Annotated in this window: 20 protein-coding genes, 1 tRNA gene, 1 pseudogene and 1 other annotated feature; of the genes and pseudogenes, 18 read left to right on the forward strand and 4 right to left on the reverse strand. The window is 43.5% G+C overall.

Annotation, left to right across the window (positions count from 1 at the left end; all coding sequences use genetic code 11):
• The first annotated feature begins 79 nt into the window (after positions 1–79).
• Entirely contained in the window at positions 80–1,309 is a 1,230-nt protein-coding gene (locus ACY3LV_RS10745) for an aspartate kinase (protein ID WP_464863764.1), read from the forward strand.
• Positions 1,310–1,347: 38 nt separating this feature from the next.
• Here the strand turns inward: ACY3LV_RS10745 and ACY3LV_RS10750 are convergent, their stop codons facing one another.
• Positions 1,348–1,794 carry a YslB family protein gene (locus ACY3LV_RS10750; RefSeq protein WP_087992360.1) on the reverse strand — a complete coding sequence of 149 codons (447 nt, stop codon included), beginning with the start codon at positions 1,792–1,794 and terminating at the stop codon, positions 1,348–1,350.
• A gap of 292 nt (positions 1,795–2,086) precedes the next feature.
• On the opposite strand from ACY3LV_RS10750, the gene sdhC reads away from it, so the two are divergent.
• From sdhC to ACY3LV_RS10820, 14 genes are all read left to right on the forward strand, one after another.
• Complete coding sequence (sdhC, locus tag ACY3LV_RS10755) at positions 2,087–2,695, forward strand: succinate dehydrogenase cytochrome B558 (protein ID WP_003222512.1); 609 nt, start codon at positions 2,087–2,089, stop codon at positions 2,693–2,695.
• 33 nt (positions 2,696–2,728) lie between these two features.
• Positions 2,729–4,489 (forward strand): succinate dehydrogenase flavoprotein subunit, encoded by a 1,761-nt coding sequence (gene sdhA, locus ACY3LV_RS10760; RefSeq protein WP_087992359.1) that lies wholly within the window; start codon positions 2,729–2,731, stop codon positions 4,487–4,489.
• A gap of 2 nt (positions 4,490–4,491) precedes the next feature.
• Positions 4,492–5,253, forward strand: coding sequence for a succinate dehydrogenase iron-sulfur subunit (gene sdhB, locus ACY3LV_RS10765; protein ID WP_087992358.1), 762 nt, complete (start codon positions 4,492–4,494; stop codon positions 5,251–5,253).
• 59 nt (positions 5,254–5,312) lie between these two features.
• On the forward strand, positions 5,313–5,756 hold the full coding sequence (locus tag ACY3LV_RS10770) for an acyl-CoA thioesterase (protein WP_148962269.1): 444 nt from the start codon (positions 5,313–5,315) through the stop codon (positions 5,754–5,756).
• Positions 5,757–5,871: 115 nt separating this feature from the next.
• On the forward strand, positions 5,872–6,096 hold the full coding sequence (gene gerE / locus ACY3LV_RS10775; RefSeq protein WP_003184172.1) for a spore germination transcription factor GerE: 225 nt from the start codon (positions 5,872–5,874) through the stop codon (positions 6,094–6,096).
• A gap of 248 nt (positions 6,097–6,344) precedes the next feature.
• A complete protein-coding gene (locus tag ACY3LV_RS10780; protein WP_003222521.1) occupies positions 6,345–6,785 on the forward strand; it encodes a MarR family winged helix-turn-helix transcriptional regulator in 441 nt (146 codons plus the stop codon).
• A gap of 7 nt (positions 6,786–6,792) precedes the next feature.
• Positions 6,793–7,611: a glutamate racemase gene (racE, locus tag ACY3LV_RS10785; RefSeq protein ID WP_087992355.1), complete on the forward strand. Its 819-nt coding sequence runs from the start codon at positions 6,793–6,795 to the stop codon at positions 7,609–7,611.
• A gap of 114 nt (positions 7,612–7,725) precedes the next feature.
• Positions 7,726–8,826, forward strand: coding sequence for a spore germination protein GerM (gene gerM / locus ACY3LV_RS10790; protein ID WP_333561448.1), 1,101 nt, complete (start codon positions 7,726–7,728; stop codon positions 8,824–8,826).
• Between the two features lie 110 nt (positions 8,827–8,936).
• Positions 8,937–9,674 carry a ribonuclease PH gene (gene rph / locus ACY3LV_RS10795; protein ID WP_464863765.1) on the forward strand — a complete coding sequence of 246 codons (738 nt, stop codon included), beginning with the start codon at positions 8,937–8,939 and terminating at the stop codon, positions 9,672–9,674.
• Positions 9,675–9,686: 12 nt separating this feature from the next.
• Positions 9,687–10,283, forward strand: a complete 597-nt coding sequence (locus ACY3LV_RS10800) for an XTP/dITP diphosphatase (RefSeq protein ID WP_148962265.1) — start codon at positions 9,687–9,689, stop codon at positions 10,281–10,283.
• A gap of 15 nt (positions 10,284–10,298) precedes the next feature.
• Positions 10,299–10,808, forward strand: a complete 510-nt coding sequence (locus ACY3LV_RS10805) for a YfcE family phosphodiesterase (protein ID WP_464863766.1) — start codon at positions 10,299–10,301, stop codon at positions 10,806–10,808.
• A 129-nt stretch (positions 10,809–10,937) separates the two neighbouring features.
• A tRNA-Arg gene (locus tag ACY3LV_RS10810) sits at positions 10,938–11,011 on the forward strand.
• Between the two features lie 349 nt (positions 11,012–11,360).
• The gene (locus tag ACY3LV_RS10815) at positions 11,361–11,798 is read left to right on the forward strand and encodes a Kelch repeat-containing protein (protein ID WP_464863767.1); all 438 of its coding nucleotides are present in this window, start codon (positions 11,361–11,363) and stop codon (positions 11,796–11,798) included.
• Positions 11,783–12,625: a Kelch repeat-containing protein gene (locus ACY3LV_RS10820; RefSeq protein WP_464863768.1), complete on the forward strand. Its 843-nt coding sequence runs from the start codon at positions 11,783–11,785 to the stop codon at positions 12,623–12,625. The genes ACY3LV_RS10815 and ACY3LV_RS10820 overlap by 16 nt, the downstream gene beginning before the upstream one ends.
• Positions 12,626–12,846: 221 nt before the next feature.
• Here the strand turns inward: ACY3LV_RS10820 and ACY3LV_RS10825 are convergent, their stop codons facing one another.
• On the reverse strand, positions 12,847–13,668 hold the full coding sequence (locus ACY3LV_RS10825) for a YsnF/AvaK domain-containing protein (RefSeq protein ID WP_464863769.1): 822 nt from the start codon (positions 13,666–13,668) through the stop codon (positions 12,847–12,849).
• Between the two features lie 212 nt (positions 13,669–13,880).
• Between ACY3LV_RS10825 and ACY3LV_RS10830 the strand changes: the two are divergent.
• Positions 13,881–15,146, forward strand: a pseudogene (locus tag ACY3LV_RS10830) (Kelch repeat-containing protein).
• Positions 15,147–15,312: 166 nt separating this feature from the next.
• Here ACY3LV_RS10830 and ACY3LV_RS10835 read toward each other — a convergent pair.
• Together ACY3LV_RS10835 and ACY3LV_RS10840 are read right to left on the reverse strand one after the other, a co-directional pair.
• On the reverse strand, positions 15,313–15,768 hold the full coding sequence (locus tag ACY3LV_RS10835; RefSeq protein WP_464863770.1) for a GNAT family N-acetyltransferase: 456 nt from the start codon (positions 15,766–15,768) through the stop codon (positions 15,313–15,315).
• A gap of 180 nt (positions 15,769–15,948) precedes the next feature.
• On the reverse strand, positions 15,949–16,275 hold the full coding sequence (locus ACY3LV_RS10840) for a hypothetical protein (RefSeq protein WP_464863771.1): 327 nt from the start codon (positions 16,273–16,275) through the stop codon (positions 15,949–15,951).
• Positions 16,276–16,701: 426 nt separating this feature from the next.
• Positions 16,702–16,948: a binding site (T-box leader), on the forward strand.
• A 122-nt stretch (positions 16,949–17,070) separates the two neighbouring features.
• Here ACY3LV_RS10840 and ilvB point away from each other — a divergent pair.
• Positions 17,071–18,795, forward strand: coding sequence for an acetolactate synthase large subunit (ilvB, locus tag ACY3LV_RS10845; protein WP_464863772.1), 1,725 nt, complete (start codon positions 17,071–17,073; stop codon positions 18,793–18,795).
• A complete protein-coding gene (gene ilvN, locus ACY3LV_RS10850) occupies positions 18,792–19,310 on the forward strand; it encodes an acetolactate synthase small subunit (RefSeq protein WP_148962258.1) in 519 nt (172 codons plus the stop codon). Before ilvB ends, ilvN begins: the two co-directional genes overlap by 4 nt.
• The last annotated feature ends 23 nt before the right edge of the window (positions 19,311–19,333 follow it).

The raw sequence follows: 19,333 nt of genomic DNA on the forward strand, positions 1-19,333 counted from the left end.
CTCTCATTGCTTTTTTTATTGTGGACAAAGCGCTCTTTCTCCTCACCCGCACGAACCAAAATGTAAAGGGTGGTCATTCATGGGTCTAATCGTACAAAAATTCGGAGGTACTTCCGTCGGCTCAGTCGAAAAAATTAATAATGCGGCAAACCGCGTCATCGCGGAAAAACAGAAAGGCCATCAAGTCGTCGTAGTCGTTTCAGCTATGGGGAAATCGACTGACGCATTGGTCAGCCTTGCAAAAGACATCACCGATCAGCCGAGCAAACGCGAAATGGATATGCTGCTGGCGACAGGCGAACAGGTCACGATTTCCCTGCTTTCAATGGCCTTGCAGGAAAAAGGCTATGACGCGGTGTCCTATACTGGCTGGCAGGCGGGAATCCGCACGGAATCCGTACACGGAAACGCCAGAATTACAGATATCGACACTACAGTTTTAGCAGACCAGCTTGAGCAAGGAAAGGTTGTGATTGTCGCGGGATTCCAAGGCATGACGGAGAATTGTGAAATCACGACATTGGGCCGGGGCGGTTCAGACACAACAGCAGTCGCTTTGGCTGCCGCATTAAAAGCGGATAAATGTGACATATACACCGACGTGCCCGGCGTGTTTACAACCGATCCGCGGTATGTGAAATCAGCGAGAAAGCTTGCCGGAATCTCATACGATGAAATGCTTGAGCTTGCCAATTTAGGCGCCGGCGTTCTTCATCCGAGAGCCGTTGAATTCGCTAAAAATTACCAATTGCCGTTAGAAGTGCGTTCAAGTACAGAAACAGAAGCAGGGACATTAATTGAGGAGGAATCATCCATGGAGCAGAATTTAATTGTCAGAGGCATTGCGTTCGAAGATCAAATCACAAGGGTAACAATCTACGGGCTGACAAGCGGCCTAACCACTTTGTCTACCATTTTTACAACTCTTGCAAAAAGAAATATTAACGTGGATATCATTATCCAAACGCAGGCGGGAGACCATGATGCCGGGATTTCCTTCTCTGTTAAATCTGAAGACGCGGACCAGACTGTTGAGGTGCTTGAAGAGTACAAAGGCGCGCTGGAATTTGAGAAAATCGAGACAGAAAGCAAGTTGGCTAAAGTATCCATTGTCGGATCAGGTATGGTATCAAATCCTGGTGTAGCGGCTGAAATGTTTGCTGTACTGGCGGAAAAAAACATTTTAATCAAGATGGTTAGCACATCTGAAATCAAAGTGTCAACAGTCGTAAGCGAAAATGACATGGTGAAAGCGGTCGAAGCGCTGCACGATGCATTTGAGCTTTCAAAACACCCTTCAGCTGTGTAATCAAAAAAGGCGGGACTATGCAGTCACCGCCTTTTTGGTTACACGGGGTCTTTCATATCCCATTTCACAGTCAGAACCACTTTATCGGCTCTCTTTTTCACTTGTTCATATGATTCGGCAATCTGGTCATTCATCAATTGAATTTGTTCAGCGATAAAACCAGCTTCAAGCTGAAAGCATGGTTCTTTCTGATGTTTAAGGCGGTTGGAAATGATCGGCCCTTCAAGTTCAAATTCAAGCTCCTGTTTTTTAGCGCTTGTGTTAGTGAGGGTTCCCCAGCCCGCTTCTTCAAAGAAGGCCGGAAATTCCTCCCATGATTCAAGAGGAAACTTACGGGCGAGATGTTTCCCTGCCCAATACATCATGGAAGAGTAATCTTGGCCAAGCATATCTGGGAGAACGATCTCTCGTATTAGTTCGTAGGCATAGGCGTTCATTTCAATTTCTTTTAGATTGTCAATAGATCCTTCAAATTTAGACTTCATAGCTGTCTCCCCTCTCTCCTTCGTATATTATAGCCCAAAGAGGGGGGAGGATTACAGAATGATCCTGTAATTCTTATGAAAAATTAAGGGAGAAATATATATTGATAAAATAAAATTTTTGAATCAACTAATTAATTCGGAAAATTGTAATTTATGTACGCGTTTTCTTGACGCCCTTTTGAGGGAGGAGTAAAATGAAATTGTCAATAAATCTTAATAAAGTGCTTACAATTGAAAGAAGTGGGGGAAGAGATTTAGCACATTTCGCACTTATCAAACAGGGGGTAAAGTAATGTCTGGGAACAGAGAGTTTTATTTTCGAAGATTGCATTCCTTGCTTGGCGTCATACCGGTCGGCATCTTTCTCATTCAGCATTTAGTCGTCAACCAGTTTGCCGCAAGGGGCGCTGAAGCATTCAATAGTGCTGCTCATTTTATGGATAGTCTGCCTTTCAGGTATGCATTGGAAATTTTTATTATCTTCTTACCATTAATTTATCATGCAGTTTATGGTGTGTACATAGCGTTTACTGCAAAAAATAACGCAGGTCAATACAGCTATATGAGAAATTGGCTCTTCGTCCTGCAGCGTGTAACCGGTATCATCACCCTCATTTTCGTCAGCTGGCATGTGTGGGAAACCCGTATTGCAGCACAAATGGGCGCTGAGGTCAATTTCGACATGATGGCGAATATTTTGAGCTCTCCGGCTATGCTTGGCTTCTACATTGTCGGTGTTTTATCAACAATTTTCCATTTCTCGAACGGTTTATGGTCTTTCGCTGTTACATGGGGCATTACGGTAACGCCTCGTTCTCAAAGAATTTCGACATACGTTACGCTGATTATTTTTGTTGCACTGTCATACGTAGGCTTAAAAGCGATTTTCGCATTTGTATAAGAGTACTAGATTACTAGAGGGAGAGGGGCTATCATGAGTCAATCAAGCATTATCGTAGTCGGCGGGGGTCTTGCCGGCCTCATGGCGACAATTAAAGCAGCGGAATCAGGAATGGCGGTTAAGCTTTTTTCCATCGTTCCTGTCAAACGTTCTCATTCGGTTTGCGCGCAAGGCGGCATAAACGGAGCGGTCAACACAAAAGGGGAAGGCGACTCTCCGTGGGAGCATTTTGATGACACTGTATACGGGGGAGACTTTCTTGCGAACCAGCCGCCGGTCAAAGCGATGTGTGACGCGGCGCCTTCTATCATCCACTTATTAGACCGGATGGGCGTCATGTTTAACCGGACGCCTGAGGGCCTGCTGGATTTCCGCCGATTCGGGGGTACACAGCACCACAGAACAGCTTATGCGGGTGCGACAACGGGACAGCAGCTGCTTTACGCACTGGACGAGCAAGTGCGCAGATACGAAGTTGCGGGTCTGGTTACAAAATACGAAGGCTGGGAATTCCTTGGCGCTGTATTGGATGATGACAGAACCTGCCGCGGAATTGTTGCGCAAAACCTGACAAACATGCAAATTGAATCCTTCCGTTCAGACGCTGTCATCATGGCGACGGGCGGACCGGGAATCATTTTTGGAAAATCGACTAACTCCATGATTAATACAGGATCTGCTGCGTCGATCGTTTATCAGCAGGGAGCGTATTATGCAAACGGAGAATTCATTCAAATTCACCCGACAGCGATACCGGGCGATGACAAACTAAGACTGATGAGTGAATCGGCGCGCGGTGAAGGCGGACGCGTGTGGACATATAAAGACGGGAAACCGTGGTATTTCCTGGAAGAAAAATACCCGGCTTACGGAAACTTGGTGCCGCGTGATATAGCGACACGCGAAATATTTGATGTGTGTGTCAACCAGAAGCTCGGCATTAATGGTGAAAACATGGTGTATCTTGATCTGTCCCATAAAGATCCCAAAGAGCTTGACATTAAGCTCGGCGGCATCATTGAAATTTATGAGAAGTTCATGGGAGATGACCCGCGGAAGCTTCCAATGAAAATCTTCCCGGCGGTTCATTACTCAATGGGCGGTTTATGGGTGGATTACAATCAAATGACAAACATCCCGGGACTGTTTGCGGCTGGGGAATGTGATTACTCTATGCACGGCGGCAACCGCTTGGGAGCGAACTCCCTGCTCTCCGCGATATACGGAGGAATGGTGGCCGGACCGAATGCCGTGAAATATGTAAATGGCTTAGAATCTTCAGCAGAAGACATGTCTTCCTCTTTATTCGACGCTCACGTCAAAAAAGAAGAAGAAAAATGGGCTGACATTATGAGCATGGACGGAACCGAAAATGCCTATGTCCTTCACAAAGAGCTCGGTGAGTGGATGACGGCAAACGTAACGGTTGTCCGCCATAACGATAAGCTTTTGAAAACGGATGACAAAATTCAGGAATTAATGGAGCGGTTTAAAAAGATTAACATCAATGATACGACAAAATGGAGCAATCAGGGGGCGATGTTCACACGCCAGTTCTCGAACATGCTTCAGCTTGCGAGGGTGGTTACCCTTGGCGCTTACAACCGCAATGAAAGCAGGGGCGCCCATTATAAACCGGATTATCCTGAACGTAATGATGATGAATGGCTCAAAACAACAATGGCTAAACATGTAAGCCCGTATGAAGCGCCGGAATTTGAGTATCAGGATGTCGATGTATCACTGATAACGCCTCGGAAACGGGATTACTCGAAGAAGAAGGTGGCGAAATAATCATGAGTGAACAAAAAACCATACGATTTATTATCACACGGCAAGATACAACCGACAGTACGCCTTACGATGAAGAATTTGAGGTTCCATACCGCCCGAACCTAAACGTCATTTCCGCTCTGATGGAAATACGCAGGAATCCGGTTAACGTTAAAGGTGAAAAGACAACCCCTGTTACATGGGACATGAACTGTCTTGAAGAAGTGTGCGGCGCATGTTCAATGGTCATAAACGGAAAGCCCCGCCAGTCTTGTACGGCGCTTATCGACCAGCTTGAACAGCCGATTCGCTTAAAACCAATGAAAACGTTCCCGGTCGTGCGTGATTTGCAGGTTGACCGGAGCAGAATGTTTGATTCATTGAAAAAAGTAAAAGCGTGGATACCGATTGACGGTACGCACGATTTGGGACCGGGGCCGAGAATGCCGGAAAAACGCCGTCAATGGGCATATGAATTATCAAAATGCATGACGTGCGGCGTCTGCCTCGAAGCCTGCCCGAATGTGAACAGCAAATCGAAGTTCATGGGGCCGGCACCGATGTCTCAAGTCCGCCTGTTTAACGCACATCCGACAGGCGCCATGAATAAATCTGAGCGGTTAGACGCGCTGATGGATGAAGGCGGCCTTGGAGATTGCGGTAACTCGCAAAACTGCGTTCAATCTTGCCCGAAAGGCATCCCGCTCACCACTTCGATTGCAGCCTTAAACAGAGATACAAACTTACAAGCGTTCCGCAATTTCTTCGGAAGCGACAGAGTATAAGAAGAAAAAACCTCTTCCGCATGGGAGAGGTTTTTTTAACCATAAGGAGATGAGTAAAGATGAAGCTTCCCGCTTATATTGATATGCCGTTTCAAAAATGGAAAGCGTCCTTTTCTTTTTTTAATGAAGTATCCGTGCGATTTTCCGAGACGGACATGTTTGGACATATGAATAATGTAACGCCTTTTATATACTTTGAGGAGGCGCGGATTTCTTATTTTAAAAAGCTGAATATGATGAATCAAAACAAACAGACTATGACGGTCGTGGCAAGCCAGCAATGCGATTATCTGCGGCAAGTCATGCCTTATGAAGAGCTGCGCATCTATGTGAAAACAAGCGCCGTCGGCAGCTCATCCCTTACCTTGCATTATCTCGGAGAAAATCGGGAAGGCGAGCCCTGCTTCACCGGAGCAGTTGTGATGGTCCAAGTTTCAAAGGAAAGCGGCAAGACTGTCAGCTGGACGGATGAGGAGAAAGAAACGCTGCTCCATACACCATAAACTAATTCTCTTGTAAACGTCACCTCCTGTGCCCTTCTTACATAAGATATCTTGACTATATCAAAACCCATTCGTTTCTGATTCGCTCTCACCTTAGCAAGGAGGGTTACAATACTTGAAGGAGAAAGAATTTCAATCGAAGCCGCTGCTAACGAAAAGAGAAAGAGAAGTGTTCGAATTGCTCGTTCAAGATAAGACAACAAAGGAGATTGCAAGCGAGCTATTTATCAGTGAGAAAACCGTTCGAAACCATATTTCAAATGCCATGCAGAAATTGGGTGTGAAAGGGCGTTCGCAAGCCGTTGTTGAGCTTCTTAGAATGGGTGAGCTAGAGCTTTAATCCTTGCCGGTATTCCTTCTTTTCAGGAAGGAGCCGGTTATTGCTGTTTGTTTGGAGCGTTTGAAACCATATTTGGAATGCTATGCAGAACTTGGATGGCAAAGCTTAAAACAGTTTTTGCTATTTGATCTTGTTTGCCTAAAGTCCTCTAATTCTCTCGCGCGAGTCTTGCATTTTCTTCAAAAAAGAAGGAAAATAGACACGGAACGCTTTTGTGCGTAAGAGATCCTTGAGTGAGGGATGGACAAATGACATCAAAACCTTTGGAGCATGTTGCGGATATTGAAAAGTCACTCCGCCACATTGCCGCGATCATTAAGCAAAAAGGACGAGAAATCCTTAACCAATATGCAATTACGCCGCCGCAATTTGTCGGCCTGCAATGGCTTTATGAACTAGGAGATATGACAATCGGCGAACTATCGGGCAAAATGTATCTGGCATGCAGCACGACAACGGACTTAATCGACCGCATGCAAAAAAATGAGCTTGTCGAACGGGTCAAGGACCCGGCGGACAGACGTGTGGTCCGGATACATCTGCTGCCTGAAGGAGAACGGATTATTCAAGAGGTCATTACAAAAAGGCAGGAATATCTGCGTGATATGTTCGAAACGTTTACAGATGAAGAAATAGCCATCTTCGAAAAATCATTGATGAAACTGCAGCATGAAATGAAGAGAAAATGAGGCGATTTTGTTGGGGCAACCAATAGGAGTCATTGATTCCGGGGTTGGCGGTTTAACCGTTGCAAAGGAAATCATGAGACAGCTACCAAAAGAAAATATTATCTACGTCGGGGATACGAAACGGTGTCCATACGGGCCGCGTCCTGAAGAAGAAGTGCTTCAATATACGTGGGAGCTGACGAATTATTTACTCGAAAACCACCACATTAAAATGCTCGTGATCGCCTGCAACACAGCAACAGCGATCGCATTGGAAGACATCCAGCGAAGCGTCGGTATACCGGTGGTCGGAGTGATCCAGCCGGGTGCGAGAGCAGCGATAAAAGTGACGGAAAATCAGCATATCGGAGTCATCGGCACAGAGAATACAATTAAGAGCAATGCGTACGAAGAGGCGCTTTTGGCATTGAATTCTGACCTGAAGGTTGAGAACCTTGCCTGCCCGCTGCTTGTGCCTTTTGTAGAAAGCGGAAAGTTTCTTGACAAGACAGCAGACGAGATTGTCAAAACATCCCTGTATCCGTTAAAAGACACATCGATTGATTCACTGATTTTAGGCTGCACCCACTATCCTATTTTAAAAGAATCCATTCAGAGATATATGGGAGAGCACGTAAACATTATTTCGTCCGGCGATGAAACAGCAAGGGAAGTCAGCACGATTCTCTCATATAAAGGGCTGCTGAACCAGTCTCCGATTGTTCCGGATCATCAGTTCCTGACAACAGGAGCACGTGATCAGTTTGCGAAAATCGCAAATGACTGGTTTGGCCATGAGGTGGGCCATGTGGAATGCACTTCACTGCAAGAACCGATTAGAAAATAGCTTTGCCCGCAACGTTATGTTGCGGGTTTTTTCTGTTTTGCCGGAATTCTTCGGTCTATTTCCTGATAAGGGCTCGTATACATAATAGTACAAACAGCCTTAGGAGGGAAAAGTATGCTGAAAAAAGGACCTGCAGTCATTGGTGCCACTTGTCTCACCTCTGCCCTGCTTTTATCCGGATGCGGTTTGTTTCAATCTGATAAGGCAGCCGAGGAAATTGATCCGCCTCAAGACGTTACATACGTGAACGATGAAGCGGGGGCCGATTCAAATACAACAGCAGCCGAAAAAACAGAAAGTGAAAAAAACGATACCGCCAAAGCGGATCAAGCCGCATCTACAATCATGAGGGAGCTTTATCTCATTGATAAAAACGGGTATGTCGTTGCGCAAACGCTGCCTCTTCCAAAAAGTGAAGGCACGGCCAAGCAGGCGCTTGAATACCTCGTTCAGGGCGGACCTGTGTCAGAAATTCTTCCGAATGGCTTCAGAGCCGTATTGCCGGCTGACACAACCGTTAACGTTGACATCAAAAAAGATGGAACTGCAATCGCCGACTTCTCTAATGAATTTAAAAATTATAAGAAAGAAGACGAACAGAAAATTGTTCAATCCGTGACGTGGACGCTGACGCAATTCAGTTCGATAGATAAAGTGAAGCTGAGAATAAACGGCCATGAATTGAAGGAAATGCCTGTAGGCGGCACGCCGATCTCAGATGATTTAAGCCGTAAAGACGGGATTAATATGGAAACATCGGGCGTAAATGATCTTACCGCAACACATCCGCTCACCGTTTATTATTTGGCGGAAAATGAAGACAGTGAGTACTATGTGCCTGTGACGAAACGGATCGACAATACTGAAAAAGATGATATTTCTGCAGCGATCAACGAATTGGCTAAAGGCCCAAGCAAAGTGAGCGGGCTGTTAACAGATTTCAGTGATGACGTAAAGCTGGTCAGCAAGCCGAAAATCAAAGACGGACGCGTGACGTTAGATTTCAATCAATCCATATTTGGCAGCGCTGATGAAAAGACAAAAATGATTTCTTCAGAAGTGCTGAACAGCATTGTACTGACGTTAACGGAGCAGCCGAATGTAAAAAGCGTTTCCGTCAAAGTAAACGGGAAATCAGAGCTAGTAAATGAAAAAGGCGAAAAGCTCACTGAACCGGTCTCCAGACCATCTCAAGTGAATACGGGTAGTTTTTAAATTGAAATTTTTGATATACTAGAAAGAAAGAGGTTAGCGTTCCGGCTGCCTCTTTCTTTATTCAATTCCGGAACAAAAATGGTTTATGTACATACAATCGGAGGTAAAACATGAGACATGACGGAAGACAACATGATGAGCTGCGTCCAATCACATTTGATTTGGATTTTATCAGCCATCCGGAAGGTTCTGTTCTAATAACAGCGGGAAATACAAAAGTAATCTGCAACGCGTCTGTTGAGGATCGCGTGCCGCCGTTTTTGCGGGGCGGTGGAAAAGGCTGGATTACAGCTGAATACAGCATGCTGCCGCGGGCAACAAACCAAAGAACAATCAGAGAGTCTTCTAAGGGGAAAATCACCGGCAGAACAATGGAGATCCAGCGCCTGATCGGCCGCGCGCTTCGGGCAGTCGTAGATTTAGACAAGCTCGGTGAACGGACGATTTGGATTGACTGCGATGTCATTCAGGCTGATGGCGGAACAAGAACTGCTTCTATTACAGGAGCATTTCTAGCCATGGCAATTGCGATTGGCAAACTGCTCAAAGCGGGAACGATCAAGGCAAATCCGATTACTGATTTTCTTGCTGCGATTTCTGTCGGAATGGATAAGGAACAGGGAATTTTGTTAGATTTAAATTATGAAGAAGATTCTTCCGCTGAAGTTGATATGAATGTCATTATGACAGGCGGCGGCCGCTTTGTGGAGCTGCAGGGAACCGGGGAAGAGGCGACTTTCTCAAGGGAGGATCTGAACGGTCTTCTCGGTCTTGCGGAAAAAGGCATTCAGGAACTGATTGACAAGCAAAAAGAAGTGCTGGGTGATTCTCTGCCAGAACTGAAATAAAGACAGAAAGGCTTGATCATCATGAAAGAGGCAATTATTGCGACACATAATCCGGGAAAAGTGAAGGAATTCAAAGAAATCCTCGAGCCAAAAGGCTATGATGTCAAATCGTTAGCTGAAATCGGATACACAGAGGAGATCGAGGAAACAGGCCATACGTTTGAAGAAAATGCCGTTTTGAAAGCGGAAGCTGTTGCAAAAGCAGTGAATAAAATGGTGATTGCGGATGACTCCGGCCTGTCTATCGATAATCTTGGCGGCAGCCCCGGCGTTTATTCCGCGCGCTATGCAGGGGAACAGAAAGACGACCAGGCAAATATCGTTAAAGTGCTCGGCGAACTGAAAGGAATTGAAAAAGAACAGCGTACCGCCCGTTTTCGCTGCGCGCTGGCTGTGAGTATCCCCGGTGAGGAAACAAAAACAGTCGAAGGCCATGTTGAAGGATATATCGCTGAAGAACCGAGAGGAGAATACGGCTTTGGCTATGACCCAATCTTTATCGTGAAAGATAAAGATCAGACAATGGCTGAACTGACAAGTGATGAAAAAAATAAAATCAGCCATAGGGCTGACGCGCTTAAAAAGCTGTCTAAGCTTTTAGAGGCATAAGGAGGAAGCTTGTACATGAACGTGCTGATTATCAGTGACAGCCATGGGCTTGAAGAAGAACTCCAAACCATCGCGAAACGGCATGAAGCGGAAGTTGATCTCATGATTCATTGCGGAGACTCTGAACTCGAAATCGGGCATCCGGCATTGGATCCTTATAAGGTTGTAAAAGGAAATTGCGATTTTACAGGCGATTTTAAGGACGAGCTTCTTCTGAATGCCGGTTCAAAAAAAATACTGGTCACACACGGCCACCTTCACGGTATAAAACAGACCTTGTTAAACGTATACTATCGTGCAGAGGAGCTTGGAGCTGATATTATTTGCTTCGGGCATTCACACATCGCGGGAAGCGAAGTGCTGCGCGGAAAGCTGATGATTAATCCCGGCAGCATCCGGCTTCCAAGGGTGCGAAGGACAGAAAGCTATGCTATACTGACTTTAGAAAATGACGCCGCAACAGTGCGTTTTTACGACCAAGCAGGCCATGAAATTGACGATCTGCAAAACCGTGTCCTACTATGAAAATGTCATGAGGAAGAAATTTTTCTTCCTCATGAAAAAAATTCTAAAAACCGTTGACTTATTGTTGCATCCCATATATAATAAATCTTGTCGCTGATAGTTAAAGCGAAAAACGAAAACACAAACCGTGTCCCAGTAGCTCAGCTGGATAGAGCAACGGCCTTCTAAGCCGTCGGTCGGGAGTTCGAATCTCTCCTGGGACGTCTAAAAAAGTCTCAAACCATAAAAATGGTTTGAGACTTTTTTGTTTTGGGAATTTTATATTGTTTTGAATTTGAAAATTATTGAAAAAATATAAAAAATGTCGATCTCGATAAGCTTAAAAATAGCGAGAGCTTTTTAAATCGATAAGGAGCTTTATAACAATCTTTGATGGAAATCTTAATCAGAAGAAAAGTGAGCAGTTTAAATGGTTTAGTCTACGAAGGAGAGTGCTTCGATTTTAAGGTGGATGGGATTTATAAATTGATAAAAAATATTTGAAAGTTAAACTTTTGATAAGAAAAGACGATATTACAGGAGTTGGCTAATTTTATAAAAGGAGTGATAATATTGAAAAAAGTAATTTTAGTGTTTGTGCTGACTCTTTGCGGAATGATAAGCCCTTTTTATCAAGCGGATGCAACAGCAGAGGAAAAAGGATGGGTGAGTCAGGCTGACTTAACTGAACCAAGAAGCCATGCGGCAACAGCTGTTGTTGGAAATGACATTTATGTTATCGGTGGATTTGGTAAAAATAAATCAGCTACAAATACTACACTTGTATATGATTCTCAGAAAAATACATGGTTAAAGAAAGCAGATATGCCAATAAACTTAGCGGGATCAGCTGTAGCAGTAGTAAAAGAAAAGATTTATGTCATGGGAGGAAATAAAACTAATACGGATTCAAATCAAAATTCTTCGAAACTATTAATTTATGATACCAAAACTGATACGTGGGAAGAAGGGATAGATGTACAAAAAAAAGCTATTTGGGCACAGCGGTAGCCATTGATAACACTATCTATCTCATGACACAGCAGAATACATCTACACCTAGGCATTTTGCTTATGACACTTTATCAAAGACATGGACAAACAAAGCGAACCAACCAACAAATTCAAGAGCTGCCGCTTCAGCTGTTGTGAACGGAAAAATTTATTACTTTGGCGGGGGATCTACTAGTGGCGGAAAAAATATTTATGAATATAATCCGTCGAGTGATTCTTGGGAGAGGAAAGCGGATTTATTAAATCCTTTATGGTATACTTCCGCCGCTGTGTCGAATGGGAAAATTTACATAGTCGGAGGGTTCCTTTCTGCATCTACTACAACTACTAATAACGTTCAAGTGTATGACCCTGCATCTGATAAAGTAAGCATTATGGAAGAAAAAATTCAACATGCTCGCGCAGGGGCAGGGACAGTATCAATAAATAATGAGCTTTATACTGTTGGGGGAGCGCCAAAAAGCAATACGCAAAGTAATGCCTTTAACTCTTTAGAAAAATATACAATAAAAGAAACTGTGAATACTCCAGATCCAGGCACAGATGACGGTAACGGAACAAAACCAGATGATGAAACTGAATCTGATGACGGAGAAGCCCTCCTCGTCATCACGATGATTAACGGCCTGCAAAAAGAGTACCAGCTTCCAATGAAAGAAGTGAACGGCTTCCTCAAATGGTACAAGCAACGCGACGCTGGAGAGGGGCCGGGCTTTTATGAAATTGATGAGCACGACAACAACAAAGGACCCTTTGAAAGTAAAAAGGATTATGTTGTTTTTAACAATATTTTGATGTACGAAGTGAATAAGTACAAACATTAAACGTGTTATTAAAACCATTCAATATAGTGCTGGATGGTTATTTGTATGAGACTTTCTGAAGTTTGGAGTTTATAAAAGCCTTATTACAGTAGTTTTATCATAAAACTGTATGAAGATTTAAATAAACCAGTTACAAACAACGTTCTTCTTGTTTCTTTTCGATACTGAATATAAAAGGCTGCCTTACCAACACATCAAGGCAGCCTTTTACATATAATAATTTATTTGTTATTTAACGTATCATCATCCAAGCCGTTAACTTTTCCTTCTTTATTGAGACGAGGCTCTTCTTTTTTCACGGTGTCGGAAATGTGCTCATTCTCTTCGACAGTCCGTTTTCCGACAACTACTTCATCAGTGACAACCGGTTTTTTAGTCACTTCCAGCTTTTCTTCAACGATTGGCACTCTGATCTCTTCCGAATCGTTGACGGGAGAAGCGTCTGTTTTATTTTCATCCACTGGGCGGCGTTCGACATAAATTTCATCGTGTCTCACCGGGATGTCCATATCTCTTTGTTCTGTTTTCACTTCTTTTCCTATCTCGACTTCTCCAGTTTGAACGTCTTCCTTATCGACTTTCAACTGTTCTTCCCGCAGCGGCATTGTTTTTTCTTCTTTCGTTGTATAATCCGCCGTTTCATTTGTCGAAAAGCCGCCTGATAGGGCATGGCCGTTATCAATAGGCGGATTTACATTTGTATCTGTATCAACAGCTACAAGGAGTTTTCCATCATCCAGATCCTCTTGATACTTGTCTATTTCCCCAGTCGTGATATCCAAGTCTGACAAGCTCTTGCTGTGTTCAGCAGTATCGTCCATTGTAAAATAGTCTTTCAGTTTATCGAAAAATGACTCGGATTCGTCCTTATGTTCATCGACAGCCTGATTGACTTCTGTTCCGGTACGCGACTCAAGATAATCTGTATCTCGCCGGCTCGTCACAACAGCAATGTCGTCGGAATCATAACCTTTTGTTAATAAGCCTTCAATCGCTGCAATGGTTTCTTGCGGAGTTTCGTATACACCAACTATACTTTTCATATTAATCTCCTCCTTTATGAATTTGCATTTTATCGTTCATGTCGTTTTTAATTCCCGTTGCTCTTTAAAATAAACAAGATTGAAAACATCCGAGTTTTTTAGAGAAAACTTTCATTATAGAATTTCCTGAAAAATGAATATATAGGAAAAGATGTGAAAAAAAACCAAAGTCATGCCGATATTTGTTATGTGAAACTAATTAAATAAAGGGAGTGCTTTCTTTTGAAAAATGGTTCATTGTTTTTTTCTTATTCGTTATTACGTTGTTTCAATCGCTTCAAACAGTTAGCGCGGAAACAGTTGAATGGAAAGAAAGAGCAGATTTGCCTGAGCCGCGTGTGGGCGCAAGTAGTGGTGTGGTAGATGGAAAGATATATGTGATAGGTGGCGGGACAGTAAAATCAGGTACTTATGGGAATCAAACGTTTGTCTACGATCCTAAAACAAATGAATGGACAAGAAAAGCGGACATGCCCACGGAGAGGGGAGGAGCTGCGACTGTTACAGTTGACGGTAAAATTTATGTCATGGGTGGAAGGTCAACGATGGAGTTGTCAAGACAGTAGAAGTATATGATCCAAAAAAAGATACGTGGGAAAAATCGGATGGTCTCCCCTTTGAAAAAAAAAGTTCCAGCTTATAGAATTTATGCTGAAGCTATTGGAAAGAAAATATATGTTGTGGCCTATGAAAATACAAGATATGCAACGACTTACAGTTATGATCTCGAAACGAAGAAATGGGAGAAAAAACAAAACTTAAATGATCAAATCTATGCGGGTATTACAGCAGTAATCGATAATAAACTATATATCCTTGGCGGAACGCAATATACTGGTCGAACTGTTTATGTCTATGATCCAAAAAATGATAGCTGGGCAAGAAATGGTAAAGGATTCACAGCAGGATATTATTCTGCACTTGTTTATAAAGGGAAAATTCTGATGACTGGAGGTGTAAACCGAATTAAGGTGTACGATCCTAAAAGTCAATCAGCTACAGCAGTGACAAATCCGAAAGCACTATACAGAATGGCGCATTCTTCTGCCATTATTGATGATACGCTTTACGTCATCGGTGGAAGGGAGGAGACATCAAGTTTTGTTGGTGGATATGCAAATTCTAAAATTAAATCAGTCATATCTATTTCGTTAAAGGATTTAAACATACCATCTGATTCGGAGGAAACTCCGGGAGATAAGGATAATGGATCAACAACCCCTTCTGAGGATAACTCAGCAGAAGACGGAGACGCCCTCCTTGTTGTCACCATGGTAAACGGTTTGCAAAAAGAATATCAGCTGTCTATGAAAGAAGTGAACGGATTTCTCAAATGGTACAAGCAGCGTGATGCTGGAGAGGGACCAGGCTTTTATGAAATAGATGAGCATGACAACAACAAAGGACCTTTTGAAAGTAAAAAGGATTATGTTGTGTTTAAAAACATTTTGATGTATGAAGTAAATAAATATAAATAATTCATATAAAAACCATCCAGTGCTGGATGGTTTTTGTATGATAAAGCAATAACCGATTTTGTTCTGCTCTTCTTCTGCTCTATTGAATTTTAACGGGGAAATTGATGAAATATACAAAAGAGATAACATGAAATGTCCTCTGCACTTTACCATCAGAAAAAATATCTCACAACTTCTTCGTCATAAACACACTGTTCGGATCTTCAACATAGTCAGCAAACGGTTCACAGTACTGAAAACCAAAGCTTTCATACAATTTTCTTGCCGGCTCAAATGAAGCCATTGAACCTGTTTCTAAGCTTATCCGCTCATAGTCCCGCTCCCTAGCCTTCACTAGGATGTGCTGGAGAATTTGTTTGGCAACCCCTTTTCTTAAATGGGATGCAGACGTGCGCATTGATTTGATTTCTCCATGTCGGCTGTCCAGTTCTTTAAGCGCTCCGCAGCCGGCTAGTTCATTGCCCTCCCATGCGCTCCAAAATGTTATTTCAGGCCCTCTCAGTGTTACTGCATCTAAGGCATGGATGCTTTCTGGCGGGGACATGAGCGTCATGCTATGTAAATGCTCATTTACAAAAGAGATCACTTCATGCCCAGTTACATCATCTATTTTTATAAACAATTCTATACCTCCTCAAAAATTTGCAGGTTATCAGAACATATTTCATTTCATCATAATCATATTCCGTCTTTTTTCCAAATAGAAAGACAGAAAATCTGCCGGTATGAATCATTTTTGCAATGATTTGATTTGTGAAAGGCGTTTCAAGGCAAAAAAAGAGGCCGAAAACAATATTCGGCTTTAATATCGAAACCCTCCGTGAGCGCCAGGTGCTCCGCTGAATACGCCGGCGTGCGTCGCCGGGATACTGAAACCGCCGCCATGGCCGCTATAACCGGCACCTGCAAATTGCTGCCCGTAAAATCCTGATGCATATGGGAATGAGGAGTACATAGCAGATGGAGTGCTTATCGGGCTGTATGACTGGCTGTAGGGCTGACCGTATCCATAGCCTCCAAAAGGCTGATCGTTTTGCTGATAAAAGGAAGGAGCTGTCGGATAATATGGCTGCGGAAAGGTGGGAAAGCCCGCTGGGAACCCTTGCATGTCAGCTAATGATTTATTCATCGTATCACCTTTTCTTTACAAGATACCACCAATGTATGCCGGGGGAATAATGGAAGTGCCTATCCGATCTTTCATACATATATCCCATCAAAAACGATAGCGCGTCATATTTTATGACAGTTTTCTATCAGATTGAAAAATTCTGTTGTATTCTTATTAGATTAATAAAAAAATTATAAAAACTTTTAATAGTTACAATTCCTTATGCGCCAATAATGAAAGCGTATACAATATAGATTGATTAATCAAAATTGTCTAATAATTTTAAAAAATGCTGTTGACACTGCGTCCAAAGCGGCGTAATATGAGTTCAACAAAAGATAAATGCAAGCTTCACAAAGCAAAAATGATCGCAATATGATTCTCTAAACAATAAAAACAAACGACCTTCTTGAACAGCTGAAAAGCTGTTCCGGAGACTGAATATGAAAAGCGCAGATGAGGATAAGTAGCCTTGATAAAAGCTTTCCACAGAGAACCGGGTTAGCTGAGAACCGGTGAAGTTTTACAAGGTGAACTCGCCTCAGAGTGCCAGTCTGAAATCATAGTAGGACTTGGCCGGGTGAATGTGATTCACTCGTTATTAAAGCGGATAGAAATATCCATGAGACGGCTGATAATATGCCGTAAACAAGGGTGGTACCGCGGAAAGAAAAGCCTTTTCGCCCCTTTTAGCTATCGCATCATTGCGCGGCTGATTGTGGGTGGAAGGGCTTTTTTTATTGAATAGTCAGCTAGCAGGCTAATAAAACGATGGATCTTTAGAGGATGAAAATCCAAAAGGAGGAACTGAAAATGGGGACTAATGTACAGGTGGATTCGGCGTCTGCCAAATGTACACAGACGATGAGCGGAGCATTAATGCTGATTGAATCATTAAAGAAAGAAAAAGTAGAAATGATATTCGGTTATCCGGGCGGGGCTGTGCTTCCGATCTACGATAAGCTTTACAATTCAGGGATGGTACATATCCTTCCCCGTCACGAACAAGGGGCGATTCATGCAGCGGAAGGATACGCAAGAGTCTCCGGAAAACCGGGTGTCGTCATTGCCACGTCAGGCCCGGGAGCGACAAACCTTGTTACAGGCCTGGCGGATGCCATGATTGATTCATTGCCATTAGTCGTCTTTACAGGGCAGGTAGCCACATCCGTTATCGGGAGTGATGCATTTCAGGAAGCGGACATTTTAGGAATTACCATGCCGGTGACAAAACACAGCTATCAGGTTCGCCAGCCGGAAGATCTGCCGCGCATCATTAAAGAAGCGTTCCATATTGCAACAACTGGAAGACCCGGACCTGTATTGATTGATATTCCGAAAGATGTAGCAACAATTGAAGGAGAATTCAGCTATGATCATGAGATGAAACTCCCGGGATACCAGCCGACTATCGAGCCGAATTATTTGCAGGTCCGCAAGCTTGTGGAAGCCGTAAGCGGCGCAAAGAAACCGGTGATCCTGGCGGGGGCGGGCGTACTGCACGGAAAAGCGTCAGAAGAATTAAAAAATTATGCAGAACAGCAGCAAATCCCAGTGGCACACACGCTTTTGGGGCTCGGAGGCTTCCCGGCTGACCACCCGCTTTTCCTGGGGATGGCGGGAATGCACGGAACGTATACAGCCAATATGGCCCTTCATGATTGTGATCTTTTAATCAGTATCGGTGCCCGTTTTGATGACCGCGTCACAGGAAACCTGAATCACTTTGCAAAAAACGCAAAGATTGCCCACATCGATATTGATCCGGCTGAAATCGGAAAAATCATGAAAACACAGATTCCTGTAGTCGGAGACAGCAAAATTGTCCTGCAGGAGCTGATCAAACAAGACGGCAGACAAAGCGATTCAGGTGAATGGAAAAAACAGCTCTCCGAATGGAAAGAAGAGTACCCGCTCTGGTATGTAGATAATGAAGAAGAAGGCTTTAAACCACAGAAATTAATTGAATATATTCATCAATTTACAAATGGCGAGGCTATAGTCGCAACGGATGTCGGCCAGCATCAAATGTGGTCAGCGCAATTCTATCCGTTCCAAAAAGCAGATAAATGGGTCACATCAGGCGGACTTGGAACGATGGGATTCGGCCTTCCGGCAGCGATTGGCGCACAGCTGGCGGATAAAGATGCTACTGTAGTGGCGGTTCTCGGGGACGGCGGTTTTCAAATGACGCTCCAAGAACTCGATGTCATTCGCGAATTGAATCTTCCGGTCAAAGTCATCATTTTAAATAACGCTTGTCTCGGAATGGTCAGACAGTGGCAGGAAATTTTCTATGAAGAACGCTATTCAGAATCTAAATTTGCTTCTCAGCCTGACTTCGTCAAATTGTCAGAAGCATACGGCATTAAAGGCATCAGAATTTCATCGGATGCGGAAGCGAAAGAAAAGCTGGAAGAGGCATTAAAATCAAAAGAGCCGGTTGTCATTGACGTGCGGGTTGCCAGAGAAGAAAAAGTATTCCCGATGGTGGCTCCGGGGAAAGGGCTGCATGAAATGGTGGGGGTGAAACCTTGAAAAGAATTATCACGTTGACTGTGGTGAATCGTTCCGGCGTATTAAACCGGATCACCGGTCTATTTACAAAAAGACATTACAACATTGAAAGCATTACAGTTGGCCACACAGAAACAACCGGCGTTTCCAGAATCACCTTTGTCGTTCACGTTGAAGGAGAAAATGATGTTGAACAGCTGACAAAACAGCTCAACAAACAGATTGATGTCCTGAAAGTCACAGACATCACGAATCAATCGATTGTCCAGAGGGAGCTCGCCTTAATCAAGGTCGTTTCCGCACCGTCAACGAGATCAGAGATTAATGGAATGATAGAACCGTTCAGAGCCTCTGTCGTTGATGTCAGCAGAGACAGCATCGTTGTTCAGGTGACAGGCGAATCTAACAAAATTGAAGCACTTATTGAATTGTTAAAACCTTATGGCATTAAAGAAATCGCGAGAACAGGTACAACGGCTTTTGCGAGGGGAACCCAGCAAAAGGCGTCATCCAATAAAACAATATCTATTGTATAAAACATAACAAGGGAGAGATTGAA

This window comes from Bacillus sp. 11C (assembly GCF_055486375.1).